This window comes from Sphingomonas sp. 2SG, assembly GCF_005503285.1.
Classification (GTDB): Bacteria; Pseudomonadota; Alphaproteobacteria; order Sphingomonadales; family Sphingomonadaceae; genus Sphingomonas; species Sphingomonas taxi.
In genome coordinates this window covers 1-17,448 of record NZ_SCMZ01000043.1, presented here as the reverse complement: position 1 = coordinate 17,448, position 17,448 = coordinate 1, and the positions used below count along the sequence as shown (strand labels likewise).

Sequence of the window (17,448 nt, the reverse complement as noted above, 5' to 3'; positions counted from 1 at the left end):
ATTGTCAGCAGGTTAGCGTGCGATACACTGCGCGGGAGACCGGCCAGAGGTGAATGACGAATGACGGATGTGCAGTTGGTGGCGCCGCTCGCGGGATGGGTCCTGCCGCTGACTGCCGTTCCCGATCCGGTCTTCGCCGAGGGGATGATGGGGCCGGGTCTGGCGATCGATCCGACCGGCGATACGCTGCACGCGCCGTGCGACGCGCAGGTGCTCACCATCCACGCCGCCGGCCATGCGGTGACGCTGGATGTCGGCGGTGGCGTCTCGCTGCTGATCCATATCGGCATCGATACGGTGAAGCTGGGCGGGCAGGGGTTCATGCCGCTGGTCGCGGCGGGCGACCGGGTGCGCGCGGGCGATCCGCTGATCCGCTTCGATCTCGACGCGGTGGTGCAGGGCGCTGCGGCGGCGGTGACGCCGGTGATCCTCGTCGAGGGCGAGGGGGCCGTCGAGACGATCGCCGCCGAGGGGCTGGTCGCGGTCGGCGCGCCGCTGGCGCGGATCGTCGTGGGCGCGCCGGTGGCGGCGGATGCCGGCGCGGTCGCTGGCGAGACGCTGCGGCGCGAAGCGGTGGTGCTGCTGCCGCACGGACTGCATGCGCGGCCGGCGGCGCGGATCGTCGCGGCGGTGCGCGACAGCGGCGCCGAGGTGACGCTGACCAGCAACGGCGAGGCCGCCTCGGCGAGCAGCCCGATCGGGCTGTTGTCGCTGGGGCTGGCGCAGGGGCGCCACGTGACGATCGCGGCGCGCGGCGGGCAGGCGGCGGCGGCCATCGATGCGGTGGTCGCTTTGCTCACCGCCGAAGTCGATGCCGCGCCGGCGCCTGCGCCCGCACCGCGGCCGCCGGTCGCGCGGGACGTCGAGGCGGGCGCGCTGTCCGGCGTGCCGGCGGCGCCGGGGCTGGCGATCGGGCCGGCCTTCTGGCTGCGGCTCGAGATGCCCGAATTGCCGACGATGGGCGAGGGCGTCGCGGTCGAGCAGGCGCGGCTGGCGGACGGTATCGCCGCGGTGGCGGCGACGCTCGATGCGGCGGCGGGCGGGCCGGGGCAGATGGGTGGCGTGCTCGCCGCGCATCGCGCGATCCTCGACGATCCCGACCTGCGCGATCGCGCCGAGGCGGGGATCGCCAACGGCATGGCGGCGGCGGCGGCGATGATGACCGCGGCCGAAGGGCAGGGCGCGCAGCTCCGCGCGACCGGCAACGCGCGCATCGCCGAGCGCGCCGACGATATCCGCGACGTCGCGCTGCGCGTCGTCCATGCGATCCTCGGCACCAGCGCGGCGGCGCTGACCGTGCCGGCGGGCGCGATCGTCTTCGCCGACGATCTGTTGCCGTCGCAATTGTCCGCCCTGACCGCGGCCAAGGTCGCCGGTTTCGCCGTGGTCGGCGGCGGCCCGACCTCGCACGTCGCGATGCTCGCGGCGGGGATGGGCGTGCCGATGGTCGTGGCGCTCGGCGCGGCGGTGCGGGTCGTCACCGACGGGATGCAGGTCATTCTCGACGCCGATGCCGGCGCGGTGATCGTCGATCCGCATCCCGACCGTCAGGCGCAGGCGCGCGCGGCGATCGCGCTGCGTGCGGAGGCCGAGGCGGCGGCGCTGGCGGCGGGCGACCGGCCGGCGGCGACCGCCGACGGACAGGCGATCCACGTCTATGCCAATCTCGGCTCGGTCGCCGATGCCGAGGCGGCGGCGGCGGCGGGCGCGGAAGGCTGCGGCCTGCTGCGCACCGAAATCCTGTTCCTCGACCGGTCGGTCGCACCCGACGTCGCCGAACAGGCGGCGGATTATCGCGGCGTCGTCGCGGCCTTGCCGGGCCGGCCGGTGGTGATCCGGCTGCTCGACGTCGGCGGCGACAAGCCCGCGCCCTATCTGGCGATCCCGCCCGAGGAGAATCCGGCGCTCGGCCTGCGCGGCATCCGCGTCTCGCTGGCGCGGCCCGAGGTGCTCGATACGCAGCTGCGCGCGATCCTCGCGGTGCCCGAGGTCGAGCGCTGCCGCATCATGGTGCCGATGGTCGCCAGCATCGACGAGCTGATCGCGGTGCGCGAGGCGCTCGACCGGCTGCGTGCTGAACTGGGCGTCGGCCCGGTGCAGCTCGGCGCGATGGTCGAGACGCCCGCGGCGGCGGCGACCGCCGACCTGATCGCGGCGCATGCCGATTTCCTGTCGATCGGCAGCAACGACCTCACCCAATATGTGCTGGCGATGGATCGCGGCAATCCCGCGGTCGCCGCCGGCATCGACGGGCTGCATCCGGCGGTGCTGCGGCTGATCCGCATGACCTGCGAGGGCGCGGCAACGCGCGGCGTGCCGGTCAGCGTCTGTGGCGGGCTCGCCGCCGATCCGCTCGCCGCGCCGATCCTGGTCGGGCTCGGCGTGCGCACGCTGTCGGTGCCGCCGGCGCGTGTGCCCGCCACCAAGGCGCTCGTCGCCCGCCTCACCATGGCGGTGGTGCGCGACCATGCCGCTGCCGCGCTCGCTGCGGCAAATGCCGCCGGGGTGCGCGCGCTCGCCCGCCGCTTCGCCGAGGAGATCAGCCGATGACCCGTCCCGCCTCCCGTTTCTCGGTGATGAGCTTCCTCCAGCCGCTCGGCCGCGCGCTGATGCTGCCGATCGCGGTGATGCCGATCGCCGGGCTGATGCTGCGCCTCGGCCAGCCCGACCTGCTCGACATCGCCTTCCTCAGCGCGGCGGGCGACGCGATGTTCTCCAACCTCGGCCTGCTGTTCGCGGTCGGCGTCGCCACCGGCTTCGCGCGCGACGGCAACGGCGCAGCGGCGATGGCGGGGGTCGTCTGCTACCTCGTCTCGGTCAACGCTGCGCAGACCTTTCTGGTGGTGCCCGCGGCGACGCTCGCCAACGTGCCGGCGGCGCTGGCGGCGGGCGTGTCCGCGGCATGGAAGACGGCGGCGATCGACCGGCTGGAGGTGCCGATCGGCATCGTCTCCGGCCTCGTCGGCGGCGGCTTCTACAATCGCTTCGCGACCTTCAAGCTGCCCGATTACCTCGCCTTCTTCGGCGGGCGGCGGTTCGTGCCGATCATCGCCGGCATCGCCGGGCTGGTCATCGCGCTGGCGGTGGGGCTGAGCTACGGCACGATCAACGCCGGGATGGACGCGCTGAGCAACGGCGTCGTCGCCGCCGGCGGGTTCGGCCTGTTCGCCTTCGGCCTGCTCAACCGGCTGCTGCTCGTCACCGGGCTGCACCACATCCTCAACAACGTCGCCTATTTCGTCGTCGGCGATTATCAGGGCAAGACCGGCGACCTGACCCGCTTCTTCGCCGGCGATCCGACCGCGGGCGGCTTCATGAGCGGCTTCTTCCCGGTGATGATGTTCGGCCTGCCCGCCGCCTGCCTCGCCATGTACCACGCCACCGCGCCCGATCGGCGCAAGGAAGTCGGCGGCATGCTGTTCAGCCTCGCGCTGACCTCGTTCCTCACCGGCGTCACCGAGCCGATCGAATTCAGCTTCATGTTCCTCGCACCGGTGCTCTACGCGATCCACGCGTTGCTCAGCGGCCTCGCCGAGGCGATCATGAACGCGCTGGGCGTCAAGCTCGGCTATGGCTTCTCCGCCGGCCTGTTCGATTACGTGCTCAATTACGGCAAGGCGACGCGGCCGCTGATGCTGCTGCCGGTCGGCGCCGCTTATGCGGTGATCTATTATACGTTGTTCCGCTGGGCGATCGTGCGCTTCAACCTGCCGACGCCGGGTCGCGAGGCGCCCGAGGCGACGCCCGCCGGCCCGGCGGTGGCGGCGGATGCCAAGGCGGCGGCGTTCGTCGCGGCACTGGGTGGCGCGGCCAATCTGCGCGGCATCGATGCCTGCGCCACCCGGCTGCGGCTGGCGGTGGCGGACGCGCAGGCGATCGACGAGCCGCGGCTGCGTCAGCTCGGCGCGCGCGGCGTGCTGCGCCCGTCGCCGACCGCGGTGCAGGTGATCGTCGGCGGCATCGCCGACGGGCTCGCGATGGAGATGCGCGCGGCGCTCGACGCCGCGCCGTCCGCCGCGGCGGCGGCGGTGGTCGCGCCGCCGCCCGTCGCGGCTGCGCCGGTCGCATTGTCCGATGCGCTGCTCGCCGCGCTCGGCGGCCGGGGCAATGTCGGTGCGGTGAGCCGCCACGGCAGCCGGCTGCGCGTGGTCGTCGGCGACCGCGCACAGGTGGACGAGGCGGCGCTCGGCGGCGACGTGCGCGCCGTCGTCTGGGCCAGGCCCGACGTGGTGCATCTGCTGATGCCGGCCTGAGCCGGGCGCGGCTCAGCCGATGATGCGATGCTGCCCCGGCGGCAGGTCGGCGAGCGTCCAGTCGCCGATCCGCCAGCGCACCAGCCGCAGCGTCGGATGCCCGACCGCCGCGGTCATCCGCCGCACCTGGCGGTTGCGGCCTTCGCGGATGGTCAGTGACAGCCAGCAATCGGGGATGTGCGCGCGGACGCGGATCGGCGGATCGCGCGGCCACAGCGCCGGATCGGCGATCCGCTCGACCTCGGCCGGGCGGGTCGGTCCGTCGTTGAGCGTGACGCCCTCGCGCAGCCGCGCCAGCGCGGCATCGTCGGGCTCGCCCTCGACCTGCACCAGATAGGTTTTGGCGAGCTTGAACCGCGGATCCGCGATCCGCGCCTGCAGCCGGCCGTCGTCGGTGAGCAGCAGCAACCCCTCGCTGTCGCGATCGAGACGCCCGGCGGGATAGACGCCGGGCAGATCGATATGATCGGAGAGCGTCGCCCGCGTGGTCGGCGACCCGCGATCGGTGAACTGGCTGAGCACGCCGAACGGCTTGTTGAACAGCACGAGGGTCATGGCCGCGCGGTATCGCCTGGACGCGCGCGTGTCGATGATCGCCGTTGCATTGCCCCGGCCGGCGGATTACAGCCTGCGCTCAGCCAAGCCGCGCATCGCCGCGGCCTGTGCGGGTGTAGCTCAATGGTAGAGCAGAAGCTTCCCAAGCTTACGACGAGGGTTCGATTCCCTTCACCCGCTCCATCGTTACCGTAATCGGCTTCGGCGCGGCATTGCCGCCAGCGATTGCGAGCATGGCCGCAAGGCGACCCTCCACGCTGATGTCGACGCCGCGACCTTCCGCGGCCGGGACGAGCACGATCCGGTCGATCATGGAGCGCAGCTTCGGGACGGCCTCGGCCTTCGCCTCCGGGTCGGCGAACATGGCGTGCAGTTCCTCGACCTCGCGCCGGTAGGATGTAACCACGGCGGGGTGCAGCGCAACGACAGGAAGCGCCTCCATCTCTGACAGCGCCTCCTGAGCCCCATCGCGCTCGGCGCGGGCTTGCTGGAGCGCTTCACGCACCTCGGCGAACTCGCCGGCGCCGGCGCTGATCGCGGCAACCAGGCGGTCGACCTTGCCGGACGCCTCCGCCAGTCGCCGCTCGTAACGCGTCCGGTTCTGGCGCTCTTCTCGGAGGCCGCGGGCGCGAGCCTCGTGATATTCCTTGACGAAGATCGCGACCAGGTCGGGATCGAGCATCTGCTCGCGCAGGCCATGCAGCACCCGGTCCTCGTAGCGAGCGGTCGAGACGGTGCGCTCGTTCGTGCAGTTGTTGCCTTCCTTGCGGCCGGCGCACGCCCAATAGCCGTTGCCCTTCACGATCCAGCCGCTCCCGCAGACGCCACAAACGCCTAGCCCGGACAGCATGTGCTTGGGGCGACGCGCGGTCTGCGGTTGCGGCGTCTCATAGCTGCCGCGGCCCTCCTGGACGGCCTCCCAAAGGGCGTCATCGACGATGCGCAGCGATGGCACCTCCTCGATGATCCAGTCCGAGGACGGGTTTGGCCTGATGCGCACCGATCGCGTGACCGGCTCGACGATCTTCGATGTCCGATTGTGGATGATGCGGCCGATGTAGAGCTGGTTCTGGATAAGCCCATTGCCCCGCGTCCTGTCGGCCGCGATCGTCGTCGCCTTCCACGCACCGCCGCGCGGGCCGGGGATGCCGTCGGCGTTGAGCCGCTGCGCGATACCGCGCGGGCTGATGCCGGCGGCATACTCGCGGAAGATGCGACGCACGATCTCGGCCTGCTCTTCATCGATCGCGCGGAGCCCGCGGACGGGCCGGCCGTTCGGATCGATGCGGTTGGCGGTTCGATAGCCATACGCGATGCCGGCCGGGCTGCGGCCCTGCGCCACGGTGCCGCGCTGGCCTCGCTTGATCTTGGCGCCGAGCTCCTTGCGAAACTGCGCGTCCATAAGGCCCTTGATCGTCCCGGTGAGGTTCGTGACCTCGCCGTCGGAAAGGGTGAAGAGTCGCGCTCGGGCGAATTGGAGCCGCTCGCGGATCGCGAAGCTGTCGCCCTCATGCCGGGCGATGCGGTCGGTCGATTCGGTGAGCACCTGCTCGACGCCGCCTGCCTCGACCCGCGCCAGCATGGCAGCCAGACCGGGGCGCTGCGCCTCGCCGATCCCGGCCGCGCCGCTGATGGCATAGTCGGTATAGACGTCGACGATCGTCCAGCCTTCCCGATCTGCGCGCTCGCGACAGACCGCGATCTGATCGTCGATCGACCGGCTATTTTGAAGCTGGCTGGAGAAACGGGCGTAGATGACGGTCCGCACGGGTCGGGTCCTTAGGTCGCGAGGCTGCTATGTCCCGCGCGGCTGCTGCCCGCGCAAGGGCCTTCACCAGATCGATGAGGGCAGGGTCGTGCTTCATGCGGCCCTCGCGAGCGCCTTTGCCGCGGCCGATCGCTCGACGTCGACGATATGGACGATCCACGCCGCTCCGGCGTGCGCCCGCTGGTGCGACGCGAGCGCCTCGTAGAGGTCGGCCAGCTCCGCGGCGCCGGCGTCGGCCGCCTTGCGTTTTGCGATAGCGCGCTGCCGCTCGGCTGCTCGATCCAGCTCGGCCGCCAGTTCGAAGTTGAACGCGCCGAATCGATCGGTGCGCTCGTCGAACTCGGGGCAGGGCGGCTGCGTCTTGTCGATCACCCACCGCCACTGCTCGACGATGCATCGCGCAAGGTGGATGCCGCGCTCGGCGCCGGCCGCGGTGATCTTCCCCGCCTCGACGGCAGCTGGATAACCCTGCTCGCGGGCGTGCAGCAGCGTCAGCGCCGCGCGAGCGCATTGGCGACGGTGTTGCGGGGCGGTCAGGGTGGGCGCGGGCATCGTCAGCTGTCTTGGTCTAAGCGCGATAATGCGAACCCGAGCCAGAACGGCCCGATCATCAGCGCGGCGCCGCGAGACCTACCGGTGATCAGCTCCGCGCCGATCGCGAAGAAGGTCGGCGCGAAGCCGAGCACGATCCCGCCGACGTGACGCCGAGTGGCGCGGAAGAAGGTGCGCGTCGCCCACTTGATCGGGGCCTCCATGCTGACGTGAACTTCGTGCTTTCGAGTATCGCTCACCTGAGCACCTCCTTCACGGCCACGCCGATGTCGTTGAGGGCGAACTCGCGCCCGTCGGCGCCGGCGCGGCTGATCGCCAGCGCCGGACGCTTGCGGCTGCGGCGCTCCAGGCGCTTCGCTGTGGTGGCTGCGCAGCCGAGCGGCACATAGTCGCGGTCGAGGCCGCGGATCGTCAGGCGCTGGCCGATCGACAGGCCAGCGGCGATGGCGCGAGGGTCGGGAACCGCCGGCGTCATGCGTGGCCTCCGACCGGCATGCTGGCGACGACGCGCAGCGTGCCGCTTGCCGATGTCGATCCCGGTCTTGAAATTGCGTGCGAACGCCTCGCAGGCACGCCGTTTGTCCTGATCGGTCGCGAGACCGGCGATGATGGCGTTGCCGAAGTAGGTCCCGGCCAAGACCGCCGCGGCGGAAGCGGCAAAGGAGATCGCGTCCGGGCTGACGCTCTCGGGGGTGCCGCGGCCGGCCATCGTCTCGCTCTTGGCGAAGGCTGCGCGCCACAGTTCGACGATCGCCATAATCTCGGCGGCCTGCGGCGTGTCGCCGGCGAGGGTGCGTAGGGGAGCTTCGGTCATTGTGTGACCCTTCCGATAGACAGCTCGACGATCAGGCCGAGCCACTGGATGGTGAGGATGCCGCCCTTGACCTCGTCATGGCGGCATTCGGGGTGCGAGCGCAGCACGCGCGGGACGACGGTCAGGCCGTCACCGCGCCAGCCGCCCCACTCGAAGCGGGGGATGAGGTGGCGACGCATCACCACTGCCCTTTGATCAGCGCCCAGACGGCGCGGGCGGCGAGGGTGGTCCCGCCGAGCAGCACGGTCAGCGCGAGCAGCGCGACAATCGCCCTGACGAGCGGGCGCGGGGGACGGCTGGCGCAGTCGGGGCAGCCGCAACCGTGGGGGCAGTTGAACAGGTTGCCGCTGTAGGGGCTGCGGATCTTGCGCTCCGGCGGGGTGCGGCTCGCCATCAGAGCGTCCCCGCGACCATGGTCAGCAGCACCGGGCCGCCGACCCAGACGGCGAGGCCGCCGATGGCGACGACGATCATCCGGTCAAGCATGCCGCGCGCGCAATCCTCCGCGGCGTCGCACAGGGCGGCGAGGCGGGGCATGGCGAGCTGCGGCACCGTCGGCCGGCGCAGCGGATGCGTCGTCGACTTACCCCGCGCCCGGCCGACGACGGCCTTCAGGCGGGCCGCGGTGGCGTCACGCCCGGCGAGCACCAGCGGCTGGCGGTTGAACGGCCGCGCAGCAGCGTGATGGCTAAGCGTGTGCGGGATCAGCCGCCGGGTGACCGGCGGGTCCTTGTCGATGTGGAAGTCAGTGACGAGGGCGCCGGTCGCGTCGGCCTCGCGGAAAAGGTTGGCAAGTTGCACGGCGTGCTCCCATCGGGCGGGGTGCCCTGATGGTGTCTTTATCTGCCATTATGGCATATTACGTCAACTCACATTATGCCGTATTGGCATTTACTCTCTTCTCTGTTGCTCGTCGTACCCTTTTTGTTCCAGATCTCGCTTGTCGGAGGGAGCCGGTGAGTCGTGAGTAGAAAGGTGATCGAGTGGTGTAGAGCAACCAGCTTCGGCGTTCCGGTAGGCCCTTGGAGGTTCGGCAGGCGGGACGCTCGCCGCGACCTGATGGCCGAAGGCCTGGGTTCTTATGACGAGGACGGCTGCTTCTTCATCACTGTGCCCGGCGGGTTGGATGTTCGTCAGGAGTGGATGGCTTTCGATGAAGCACACGAGCTAGCGGAGTCTGTGAAGCGCCGTCACTCGGCCGAAAACCTTAAACGTCGTACCGTCACCTATGAAAATCGTCGAGTGCGATGGGTTCGTAGATCTGGGTACTAGGCGGGCCGGCTCGCTCTCGAACTGCTTAAAGGTAGCCTCGCCTTCACCGTTAACGATTACGTATAACCGACCCGGAAACAGTGTTCTGTCGTCTCGATCGACGATGACGGTACCGCCATCTTCGATTTCCATGTCCATTGAGTCTCCGTCTACGCGCAGCGCGACTGCCCCTGGTGGTGTTGACGCAGGAACCGGCATGTCGCCCATCGATTGTTGGACGGCCTCCTTCATCGTGCCTGCCGCAACTAGGCCGATGATCGGTATCATCCGCACGTTGGCGGCTGGAAGTTCGGGATCGCCGCCCTCGTACCCGAGCCATGCCTCTACCTTCAGCATTTCGGAATGCTTGAAGGCGCGCTTGCCCGTCAGGCGCTTTGATACCGCCGTTGGGTCGATGCCGAGCAAATTTGCCAGATCGCCCTGATTGTAATTGCGCTCCTTCATGCGCGCGCGGATCTCTTCGATGTCCATGTCGCGCGTTAGGCCATCGGCTATGCCGATATGGCAAATGCCATTCTGGCAAAATAGCTCTTGCTCTGAAAATGCCATTTCGGCATATCTCCGGCTATGGACAGCTTCGCGAATGCACTGATCGACGCGCTCGGCGGCACGACTGCGGTAGCCAATCGAGCCCGCACCGGCGTTTCGACCGTGCATCACTGGCGCCGGACGGGCCTCTCGGCCTCGCGTCTCGATCATCTGCGTCGCATTGCTCAAGACGAGCTGCCTTCCGTCAACGTTGAAGCGATCGCCGCAGAGCACGGCGTCGAGCTTCCACCTATCGGCGACGAGGCGACAACGTCATCGGGAACTTCGCCCAAAATTTCCCATCAGGCTGCGGCATAATGGGCGCGATCGTCCCCAGCGCGGTGCGTGAGCGCAAGCTCAAGATCGCCTTCGGTGAGCTGGTCGGGCTGGTGGGCGGCGTGGAAGCCGCCGCCAGCGATTGTCGCGTCAGCAAGAGCACGATCGCGCGCTATGCGTCGCTGTCGCCCGCGGACGCGGAGTGCTTCGCGCCAGTCGACGTCGTGCGCGCCCTCGAAGCGGTAGCAGGGCAGGCGGTCATCACGACCGAGCTGGCGAACATGGCCGACGGCGTCTTCATGAAGCTGCCAAGCGTCACGCGCCCGGCGGACCTGTTCGCCGCGCTGTCGGATCTGAGCCGCGAGGCCAGCGAGCTGACCGCCGCGATCTGTGCGGGCTTCAACGACGGCAAGTTCTGCGACCTCGATGCCGCCAAGGCGCGCAGTGAGTGCGACGACGTGATCGAGCGCGCGGCGCAGATGCGCGCTCTCCTCGACACCATCATCGGAGATTCCGCATGAAGAAGCTGCATCTGCCGGCGCTGCCGGCGAACGAGGGCGCGCGCCTGCTCGCCCGCCGCATCCAGGCCGCCTACAAGGGTAACCTACCGCTGGCGTCGCACTGCATGCAGGTGCCGGTAATGACGTTGCAGACGCTCGTCGACGGAACGCTGATCCCCGGCGAGGAGCTGGTCCGCGACATCGGTCGCGCGACGCAGGACGGCATCACCCGCACGCATTGGCGGTCCCGCCCGGCGGGTGGCTGGTTCGACGCCGACCGGCTCGCCGCCTGATGTTCAACGAGATCACGCGTGGGGCGATGATCCCCCGGCTCGCGCGTGCCGGCGAGGCGGGCATGCGTTGGCCCACAACCCTCCTGTCCTCGCCGGACTGCTGCGTGGTGCTTCATGGCTAAGCCCGCGTCCCTCAACATGCACGATGCCGACGGGCGCGTGTGTGCCGACGAGGCGGAGGTGTTCCCCCGAGCCTCCACCTCGTCGGGTTCGATGTTCGACGAGATGACCGGCCTCGTTGCCGGCGTCGATAGGATCAACGCCTGGCTCGCGGTCGCGAAGCCGGGCGACCGGTTCATCTATGCCACGCGCCAGACGCTGCCGATCACCTCGGCCGGTCGGCTGCGCATGCTCGATCTTCAGAAGCAGGGGCTGGTGTCGCTGGTGCGCCCCCGGTCGACCCTTGATCCGACCGTGTTCAACTACACGGCGATGCGCACGACGACGCCGTCGGCGGTCACCAAGCTGGAACGTCCGCGGCTCGCTGCGAAGGTGGAGCCGATCGCCGACGGCGAGGCCGCGGTGATCGACGCGCTGCTGCCTGTGCTGGAGCGGTTCGCCCGCTACGGCCGGCCGTGTCCGACCGACCGGCAGCTCGCCGCCAAGGCGGGGCTCACCGAAGACGACGTGAAGGCGGGGCTGGAGGCGATGGCTTCGGCCCACCTGATCCGCGTCCAGGGCTGCGCCGCACCGACCTATCGGCGGATCATCATCCTTTCCAACGGCCTCATTACAGGGATCGCCGCATGACGAAGAAGCAGGTGCAGGCGGCCGAGCCCGCGCGTTCGTTCGAGATCGAGGTGCCCGCGCTGCGCGCCGCGCTCGCCGACGTCGCCGGCGTCGTCGAGAAGCGCAACACCATTCCCGTCCTCTCGAACGTGCTGATGGTGGTGACGCCCAGCGCGCTGACCCTGACCGCTACCGACCTCGAAGCCTGGGGCGAGCGGCACGTCGCGCTCGACGGGACGGCCGACCCGATGTCGCTGACCGTCGAGGCCGACGTGCTCAACCGCATCGCCAAGAAGCTGCCGGCCGATGCCGCCGTCCGCTTCGCCTTCGCCGACGGCAAGCTGACCGTCTCGGCTGGGCGGTCGCGCTTTTCGCTGCCGACGTTGCCGATCGAGGATTTTCCGGTGCTGCCGAGCAAGGACTGGGACGTCGAGTTCGAGATGCAGGCCATCTACCTGTCCGGCGCGCTGTCGACCGTCGGTTTCGCCGCGTCGACCGAGGAGACGCGCTACTATCTGGGCGGCGTGTTCATGCATGCGCCGGAGGGCGCCGATCTGCGGTTCGCCGCCACCGACGGCCATCGCCTCGCGCGCGGCGTGATGGCGCTGCCGTCGGGCGCCGAGACGCTGCCGGACGTCATCATTCCTCGCAAGATCGTCAAGGTCCTGACCTCGCTGCTGGACCGCCACGAAGGCCAGATCGAGGTCCGCGTCTCCGCCACCAGCCTGCGCGTCGAGATCGGCCAGACGGTCGTCCACTCGAAGGTGATCGACGGGACGTTCCCGGATTACACCCGCTCGATCCCGTCGTCGCACACCTCGCTTCTGAAGGTGGACCGCGAGCAGCTCGCGGTCTCGGTCGCGCGGGTCACCACGATCTCGTCGGACAAGACGCGCGCGGTGAAGATGGTGTTCGACATGGACATGATCGTCCTGTCGGTCACCAGCCCGGAGAACGGCACGGCCGTCGAGGAGCTGCCCTGCGACTATGCGGGGCCGGCGCTGACGATCGGCTTCAACGCCCGCTACCTCGGCGAGGTGCTCGGTCACCTTACCGCCGATCAGATCGAGGTTACGTTCACGGACAGCGCCGGACCGGCGCTCTGGCGCGATCGCGAAGGTGCCAACGCGACGTTCGTCCTCATGCCGTTGAGGGTCTGACTATGGCGCACGCCAAGCTCAACCTCGCGCGCATGCTGTCGTGGATCGAGCAGAAGCTCGACGCCGGGCTGCCGACGCCGACCGATGCGGAGATCTGCGAGCTGTTCGGCTTCGATAGCACCGAGTCGGCGCGCACGCTGCTGGCCGAGCTGGCCGACGCGGGCAAGATCACGATCAAGGGCTATGGTCCCGACCGCCGCATAGCGCTCGGCCGTTCGAAGGGCTCCATCGCCGGCGTCGGCCGCGTCGCGCCCATCGTGAAGAAGACCGATGCCGACGTCGATCGCGCCGCGGCGCGCCTCGCCGAGATCGTGCGGCGGGGTCGAAAGCCCGCCGCTGCCGTCGTCGCTGAGAACGCCGCGGCCCTTCTGAAAACCGTCAACCCGAAACCGGCTCGACCGAAGCCGGAAGCACCCATGCCGAAGGAAGTCCCGATGCCCGCAGACAAGAACGCCCGGACGGTCAAGGCCGTCGCCCCCGCGTCGATCGAGGACCTCTGCGAGCAGCTGCGCGAGCTGTTCGAGGCCAAGGTGCAGGACGCGATCGACGCCGCGGTGACGCGGGCGGAGATCGCCGAGAATCGCGCGGCGCGAGCCGAGGAGAAGCTCGCACAGGCCAAGGCGCTGTTCGCCTGATCGACAACACCGCGGGCTGATGCCTGCGACCGGGGGTATCCAGTACGTGTCCACCAATTCCCCGTCGCTCTCGCCTTTGGGGCAGGCGGCGATTGCATTCGCTCGTCGCGGCTGGTTCGTCTTTCCCTGCAATCACAGGAACGGACGGCCGCTCGTCGTCGGCGAGCCCGGCCCGGACGGCAAGCCGGTCCCCAAGACGGGCGGCCTGCACCAGGCGACCCGTGACGAGGAGCAGATCGCCGCATGGTGGCGCCAGTGGCCGCGCGCGCAGATCGGCCTCAACGCCGGCGCAAGCGGCCTGCTGCTGATCGACTTCGATCCCCGCACCGACCCCGCCGTTCCGGAAGTGATCGACGAACAGACCGGCGAGGTCCTGCGCGAGGGCGTCGAGGAGAAGGTCTGGTCCGTCGATCTGCTGAAGGCGGCGCTGATGGTCGAGATGGGCGTGGCGCTGCCCGACACGTTGACATCGCAGACGCCGTCCAACGGCGAGCACAAGTTCTTCCTGATGCCCGACGGCGAGCCGATCGGGAACCGCGGCAATCTGCCCGATCACATCGATGTGCGCGGGCAGGGCGGTTACGTCATCGTGCCGCCGTCGGAGCGGATCGGCGATCTCGAGTCCGGCGGCTCCAAGGGGCCGGGACCGTACACCTGGCTGCATGGCGACTGGGCCGACGTCGCGTCGATCGCGCCGGCACCGCCCGAGCTGGTGCGCATCCTGCGCGAGCCGAAGAAGAAGCGGGACGGCAAGGGCGGCAAGCCCGTGGCGGCGCGGCGGGCAGGGGCGCCGGCCGCGCTTGCCGGCGACGTCGACGACGACGTGCGCAAGTACGCCCTGGCGGCGCTCGACGGCGAATGCCGCGACATCGCGCGCGCGGGGTCGGGGCAGCGCAACGCGCAGCTCAACGAGGGAGCCTTCAAGGTCGCCACGCTCGTCGCGGCCGGCGCGCTGTCCGAAGCGGTCGCCCGCGCCGCGATCGAGGGCGCCGCGCGCTCCAATCCCGGTCACGATGACGATCGACAGCTCATCGCCACGATCGACAGCGGATGGACAGCCGGCCTGCAAAGCCCGCGCGATCTCGCAGAGATCGCTGCCGCCTCGCGCGCCCGCAGAGAGCGCGGTCCTCCTCGACAATCCTCCCGCGGTTCACCCCCCGCCCCCGGCCCGGAGGGGAATGGCAAGCCAAGCTCCCAGATGGGAGCCACCGGTGGTCATCATATGGGGAAGGGGTCCGGGGGCGAGGATCTCGCGCGGGAATGTGCGTTCCTGCCTCAGACCGATCTCGGCAATCTCCAGCGATTCCTCCGCCGCTACGGTCGCGACTTCCTGTTCGTCGAGCAATGGGGGTGGCTCGCGTGGGACGGTCGGCGCTGGAACCGCGACATGGCGGTCAGCCTTCTCGGCCGCGCCGTGCAGGACACGGTGCGTGCTATCCAGGAGGAGGCGACCTTCGTCCGCGAAAGCGGCATCGCCGCCGATCCGCCGGCGGACGCCGACGACGCGCAGCTCGCCGCGCACGCGGAGCAGCAGAAGGGCCGGCACGATCGCGTCGTGCTGACGAAGCGCGACGGCACGACCGTGCTGCTGTCCGAGACGATCTCGAAATGGGGACGCACGTCGGAAGGGGCAGGGCATATCGCCAGCCTGCCGAAGATGGCCGAGGCGCGCATCACCGCGCGGCCGGCCGACTTCGACGCCGACCCGCTTCTGGTCAACATGGCCAACGGCACCCTGTCTTTCGTGCGCGGCGAGGATGGTCGTTCGGCATCGGTCAAGCTGGTCGACCCGCGACGCGAGGATCTGATCACCAAAATCGGCACCGCGGCATTCGTGCCTGCCGCAAGATGCCCGTCCTATGATGCGTTCCTTGAGCGTGTGCAGCCGAAGGCGGAGATGCGCGAGTTCCTCGACGTCTGGGCCGGGTACAACATGCTCGGCGACGCGTCGGCGCAGAAGATGGCGATCTTCTACGGCGAGGGCGCGAACGGGAAGGGCGTCTGGATCAACACCAAGCGCGCGATCCTCGGCGACTATGCCTGGGCGGCGTCGATCAACACCTTCATGGAAGCCGACCGGTCGCGAAAGGGGTCGGACGCATCGCCCGACCTCGCCGCGCTCGCCGGTCGACGCATGGTCTACGCCAACGAGGCCGAGGAGGGATCGAAGCTCTCCGACGGCCTCGTCAAGGAACTGACCAGCGATGAACCGAAGGGTGGCGTGCGCGAGCTGATGAAGCCGCCGTTCGAGCTGATCATCACCTTCAAGAACACGATCATCGCGAACAACAAGCCGCGGATCGGCACCGACCACGGCATCAGGCGGCGCATGCAGCTCGTGCCGTGGGACGTCATCATCCCACACGAACATCAGGACCCGCTGCTGAAGGCGAAGCTCGTCAAGGAGTCGAGCGGCATCCTCAACAGGATGGTCGCCGGCGCGCTTCAGTATCTCACCACTGGCCTGCCGCTGCCCGAGACGATCAAGGAGGCGACCGAGGCGTATCTCGACGAGAACGACATCCTCGGCAAGTTCCTCGCGCTGTGCATCGAGCGTGTGCAGGGCGAGACGATGGGGTCGAGCGCCCTGCACGAGCTGTTCGCCGCGTGGCAGACGTGGGCGCAGCTGCTCCCCGCCAGCGGCAAGCCGTGGTCCCCCAAGTATCTCGGGCAGCAGCTGGAGCGGAAGAACTTCCACAAGCGCAAGTCCAGCTCGATGGTCTGGAGCGACGTCTGGCCGCTCTACGTCGCCACCGACTTCGTCCGCGAAGGCCGCGCCGTCGAGACCGATCTCCCCGCACCCCGACACAAGGACGGCCGTGGATCGCCCCCCGCACCCCCTGAAATGGGTGACGATTACGACGATCTGCCGCCTTGATCCTCCCAACCTCCCTGATCTGGGAGGATAGCACCCGACCGGGAACCGCGGTTTTCTGCGGGTTTGGGAGGGTGTGGGAGCTTGGGAGGCAAATCGCAGCCCCTCTCCGTAGCGCGCAGGCGCAGGCGCACACACGATCATCCTCCTGTTATTTACCTCCCAACCTCCCAAAGGACAGATAAGTGGCTGATTTCTCCCGTCTATACCCTCCCAATCTTCCTCCCATCGTTGGGAGGGACGATGTTGACCCTCCCAAGGGACAGTTCCTGTCGTTCACGGCGGTCGAGGATCGTCTCGTCGAGGCGCTGCTCACCTGCTGGCGCTATCCGGATCGGGAGCGCGGCTGGCAGACGCTGCGCTCGGCATGGCCGGAGATCAGCCGCGACGTGTGGGCCGGCGACTACGATGCGCGCGGTGGCGACGGCACTAGCGCCGTGCTGCGGCCGGCTGCGCAGACGCGTGCCGAGATCAGCGAGATGGAGGAGGCGTTCGGTTGGCTTGACGGCGTCGCCCCGGACGACCGCAAGCTGATCGGGCTGGCGATCGTCCAGCTGGCGCAAGGCAAGCGCGAGGTGTCTTGGATCGAGCTGATGCGGAAGATGGGCGTGAAGCGGGGCGCTGACGGGCTGAGGATGCGCTATTCGCGAGCGATCACAATGATCGCTCAGGCCCAAAGCCGCAGAAGTCCTAGGCTAGACGTGTCAATGGGCTAAAGTTGCCGCCGCCAACATTTTACCTGTTCGCCTATGCGACGAAATCAGCCTATTTATTGACACGCTGGGTTGGGCCTTCGGACGCAACACGGTGACTTCCTCTCCTCGACGGGCGGCGCGGCTTCGGTCACGTCGCCCGTCGCCGTTTACAGGCGATCGACGTGGCCAAGCTGACCAGCCTGCGGCCACGCCTCGGTGGCCTGCGCCCTCGCCTCGCGAGCGTGCCTGCCGATCGGCAGTCGTTCGATCGGCAGCGCGACCAACGTGCATCGCGCAAGTGGTACAAGACGTCGCGCTGGCAGAAGCTGCGCATGTCGATCCTGCTGCGCGATCTGTTCACCTGCCAGTGGCCGGGCTGCGGCCGGGTCGAGGCCGACACGTCGCAGCTGGTCGCGGATCACCGCAAGCCGCACCGCGGCGACGAGGCGTTGTTCTGGGATGACCGGAACCTGTGGTGCCTGTGCAAGCCGTGCCACGACAGCCTGAAACAGCGCGAGGAGCAGCGCGCGGACTGAAGGGGCG

General features: G+C 69.1%; 19 protein-coding genes, 1 tRNA gene and 1 pseudogene. 12 read left to right on the top strand and 9 right to left on the bottom strand.

What is annotated here, in order from left to right:
* The first annotated feature begins 60 nt into the window (after nucleotides 1–60).
* Both ptsP and nagE read left to right on the top strand, forming a co-directional pair.
* The gene (gene ptsP / locus FFS23_RS15550; protein ID WP_137899314.1) at nucleotides 61–2,550 is read left to right on the top strand and encodes a phosphoenolpyruvate--protein phosphotransferase; all 2,490 of its coding nucleotides are present in this window, start codon (nucleotides 61–63) and stop codon (nucleotides 2,548–2,550) included.
* Nucleotides 2,547–4,253, top strand: coding sequence for an N-acetylglucosamine-specific PTS transporter subunit IIBC (gene nagE, locus FFS23_RS15545; RefSeq protein WP_249340707.1), 1,707 nt, complete (start codon nucleotides 2,547–2,549; stop codon nucleotides 4,251–4,253). Before ptsP ends, nagE begins: the two co-directional genes overlap by 4 nt.
* A gap of 12 nt (nucleotides 4,254–4,265) precedes the next feature.
* Here nagE and FFS23_RS15540 read toward each other — a convergent pair whose 3' ends face one another.
* Nucleotides 4,266–4,808, bottom strand: coding sequence for a pseudouridine synthase (locus tag FFS23_RS15540; RefSeq protein ID WP_137899313.1), 543 nt, complete (start codon nucleotides 4,806–4,808; stop codon nucleotides 4,266–4,268).
* 109 nt (nucleotides 4,809–4,917) lie between these two features.
* Between FFS23_RS15540 and FFS23_RS15535 the strand changes: the two genes are divergently transcribed.
* Nucleotides 4,918–4,991, top strand: a tRNA-Gly gene (locus FFS23_RS15535).
* A 568-nt stretch (nucleotides 4,992–5,559) separates the two neighbouring features.
* Here the strand turns inward: FFS23_RS15535 and FFS23_RS20740 are convergent.
* The 8 genes and pseudogenes from FFS23_RS20740 to FFS23_RS15495 form a co-directional block, all read right to left on the bottom strand.
* Nucleotides 5,560–6,576: pseudogene (locus tag FFS23_RS20740) on the bottom strand (recombinase family protein); the annotation flags it as partial.
* Nucleotides 6,577–6,669: 93 nt separating this feature from the next.
* The gene (locus FFS23_RS15525) at nucleotides 6,670–7,128 is read right to left on the bottom strand and encodes a hypothetical protein (protein WP_137899311.1); all 459 of its coding nucleotides are present in this window, start codon (nucleotides 7,126–7,128) and stop codon (nucleotides 6,670–6,672) included.
* A gap of 2 nt (nucleotides 7,129–7,130) precedes the next feature.
* Nucleotides 7,131–7,367 carry a hypothetical protein gene (locus FFS23_RS15520; RefSeq protein ID WP_137899310.1) on the bottom strand — a complete coding sequence of 79 codons (237 nt, stop codon included), beginning with the start codon at nucleotides 7,365–7,367 and terminating at the stop codon, nucleotides 7,131–7,133.
* A complete protein-coding gene (locus FFS23_RS15515; protein WP_137899309.1) occupies nucleotides 7,364–7,942 on the bottom strand; it encodes a hypothetical protein in 579 nt (192 codons plus the stop codon). Before FFS23_RS15515 ends, FFS23_RS15520 begins: the two co-directional genes overlap by 4 nt.
* Nucleotides 7,939–8,121, bottom strand: a complete 183-nt coding sequence (locus FFS23_RS15510) for a hypothetical protein (RefSeq protein ID WP_137899308.1) — start codon at nucleotides 8,119–8,121, stop codon at nucleotides 7,939–7,941. Before FFS23_RS15510 ends, FFS23_RS15515 begins: the two co-directional genes overlap by 4 nt.
* The gene (locus tag FFS23_RS15505) at nucleotides 8,121–8,336 is read right to left on the bottom strand and encodes a hypothetical protein (protein ID WP_137899307.1); all 216 of its coding nucleotides are present in this window, start codon (nucleotides 8,334–8,336) and stop codon (nucleotides 8,121–8,123) included. The genes FFS23_RS15510 and FFS23_RS15505 overlap by 1 nt, the downstream gene beginning before the upstream one ends.
* Nucleotides 8,336–8,743, bottom strand: coding sequence for a hypothetical protein (locus tag FFS23_RS15500; protein WP_137899306.1), 408 nt, complete (start codon nucleotides 8,741–8,743; stop codon nucleotides 8,336–8,338). Before FFS23_RS15500 ends, FFS23_RS15505 begins: the two co-directional genes overlap by 1 nt.
* 366 nt (nucleotides 8,744–9,109) lie before the next feature.
* Complete coding sequence (locus FFS23_RS15495; RefSeq protein ID WP_171009516.1) at nucleotides 9,110–9,763, bottom strand: LexA family protein; 654 nt, start codon at nucleotides 9,761–9,763, stop codon at nucleotides 9,110–9,112.
* Nucleotides 9,764–9,781: 18 nt separating this feature from the next.
* Between FFS23_RS15495 and FFS23_RS20190 the strand changes: the two genes are divergently transcribed.
* The 9 genes from FFS23_RS20190 to FFS23_RS15455 all read left to right on the top strand — a co-directional run bounded on the left by FFS23_RS20190 (nucleotide 9,782) and on the right by FFS23_RS15455 (nucleotide 17,441).
* Nucleotides 9,782–10,060, top strand: coding sequence for a hypothetical protein (locus FFS23_RS20190; protein ID WP_171009515.1), 279 nt, complete (start codon nucleotides 9,782–9,784; stop codon nucleotides 10,058–10,060).
* On the top strand, nucleotides 10,060–10,539 hold the full coding sequence (locus FFS23_RS15490) for a hypothetical protein (RefSeq protein WP_137899304.1): 480 nt from the start codon (nucleotides 10,060–10,062) through the stop codon (nucleotides 10,537–10,539). The genes FFS23_RS20190 and FFS23_RS15490 overlap by 1 nt, the downstream gene beginning before the upstream one ends.
* Nucleotides 10,536–10,811 carry a hypothetical protein gene (locus FFS23_RS15485; RefSeq protein WP_137899303.1) on the top strand — a complete coding sequence of 92 codons (276 nt, stop codon included), beginning with the start codon at nucleotides 10,536–10,538 and terminating at the stop codon, nucleotides 10,809–10,811. Before FFS23_RS15490 ends, FFS23_RS15485 begins: the two co-directional genes overlap by 4 nt.
* A 114-nt stretch (nucleotides 10,812–10,925) precedes the next feature.
* The gene (locus tag FFS23_RS15480) at nucleotides 10,926–11,561 is read left to right on the top strand and encodes a hypothetical protein (RefSeq protein ID WP_137899302.1); all 636 of its coding nucleotides are present in this window, start codon (nucleotides 10,926–10,928) and stop codon (nucleotides 11,559–11,561) included.
* Nucleotides 11,558–12,700: a DNA polymerase III subunit beta gene (dnaN, locus tag FFS23_RS15475; RefSeq protein WP_137899301.1), complete on the top strand. Its 1,143-nt coding sequence runs from the start codon at nucleotides 11,558–11,560 to the stop codon at nucleotides 12,698–12,700. The genes FFS23_RS15480 and dnaN overlap by 4 nt, the downstream gene beginning before the upstream one ends.
* Nucleotides 12,701–12,702: 2 nt before the next feature.
* Nucleotides 12,703–13,335 carry a hypothetical protein gene (locus tag FFS23_RS15470; protein ID WP_137899300.1) on the top strand — a complete coding sequence of 211 codons (633 nt, stop codon included), beginning with the start codon at nucleotides 12,703–12,705 and terminating at the stop codon, nucleotides 13,333–13,335.
* Between the two features lie 46 nt (nucleotides 13,336–13,381).
* Nucleotides 13,382–16,213, top strand: coding sequence for a phage/plasmid primase, P4 family (locus FFS23_RS15465; RefSeq protein WP_171009514.1), 2,832 nt, complete (start codon nucleotides 13,382–13,384; stop codon nucleotides 16,211–16,213).
* A gap of 182 nt (nucleotides 16,214–16,395) precedes the next feature.
* Nucleotides 16,396–16,926: a DUF6362 family protein gene (locus FFS23_RS15460; protein ID WP_249340706.1), complete on the top strand. Its 531-nt coding sequence runs from the start codon at nucleotides 16,396–16,398 to the stop codon at nucleotides 16,924–16,926.
* A gap of 161 nt (nucleotides 16,927–17,087) precedes the next feature.
* Nucleotides 17,088–17,441 carry an HNH endonuclease gene (locus FFS23_RS15455; RefSeq protein WP_137899298.1) on the top strand — a complete coding sequence of 118 codons (354 nt, stop codon included), beginning with the start codon at nucleotides 17,088–17,090 and terminating at the stop codon, nucleotides 17,439–17,441.
* Nucleotides 17,442–17,448: the final 7 nt, after the last annotated feature.

Excerpts from the sequence above, each read along its gene's own strand:
- ptsP (WP_137899314.1), top strand. The coding sequence starts at position 61 with ATGACGGATGTGCAGTTGGTGGCGCCGCTCGCGGGATGGGTCCTGCCG.
- nagE (WP_249340707.1), top strand. The coding sequence starts at position 2,547 with ATGACCCGTCCCGCCTCCCGTTTCTCGGTGATGAGCTTCCTCCAGCCG.
- FFS23_RS15540 (WP_137899313.1), bottom strand. The coding sequence starts at position 4,808 with ATGACCCTCGTGCTGTTCAACAAGCCGTTCGGCGTGCTCAGCCAGTTC.
- FFS23_RS15525 (WP_137899311.1), bottom strand. The coding sequence starts at position 7,128 with ATGCCCGCGCCCACCCTGACCGCCCCGCAACACCGTCGCCAATGCGCT.
- FFS23_RS15515 (WP_137899309.1), bottom strand. The coding sequence starts at position 7,942 with ATGACCGAAGCTCCCCTACGCACCCTCGCCGGCGACACGCCGCAGGCC.
- FFS23_RS15510 (WP_137899308.1), bottom strand. The coding sequence starts at position 8,121 with ATGCGTCGCCACCTCATCCCCCGCTTCGAGTGGGGCGGCTGGCGCGGT.
- FFS23_RS15505 (WP_137899307.1), bottom strand. The coding sequence starts at position 8,336 with ATGGCGAGCCGCACCCCGCCGGAGCGCAAGATCCGCAGCCCCTACAGC.
- FFS23_RS15495 (WP_171009516.1), bottom strand. The coding sequence starts at position 9,763 with ATGGCATTTTCAGAGCAAGAGCTATTTTGCCAGAATGGCATTTGCCAT.
- FFS23_RS20190 (WP_171009515.1), top strand. The coding sequence starts at position 9,782 with ATGGACAGCTTCGCGAATGCACTGATCGACGCGCTCGGCGGCACGACT.
- FFS23_RS15490 (WP_137899304.1), top strand. The coding sequence starts at position 10,060 with ATGGGCGCGATCGTCCCCAGCGCGGTGCGTGAGCGCAAGCTCAAGATC.
- FFS23_RS15485 (WP_137899303.1), top strand. The coding sequence starts at position 10,536 with ATGAAGAAGCTGCATCTGCCGGCGCTGCCGGCGAACGAGGGCGCGCGC.
- FFS23_RS15480 (WP_137899302.1), top strand. The coding sequence starts at position 10,926 with ATGGCTAAGCCCGCGTCCCTCAACATGCACGATGCCGACGGGCGCGTG.
- dnaN (WP_137899301.1), top strand. The coding sequence starts at position 11,558 with ATGACGAAGAAGCAGGTGCAGGCGGCCGAGCCCGCGCGTTCGTTCGAG.
- FFS23_RS15470 (WP_137899300.1), top strand. The coding sequence starts at position 12,703 with ATGGCGCACGCCAAGCTCAACCTCGCGCGCATGCTGTCGTGGATCGAG.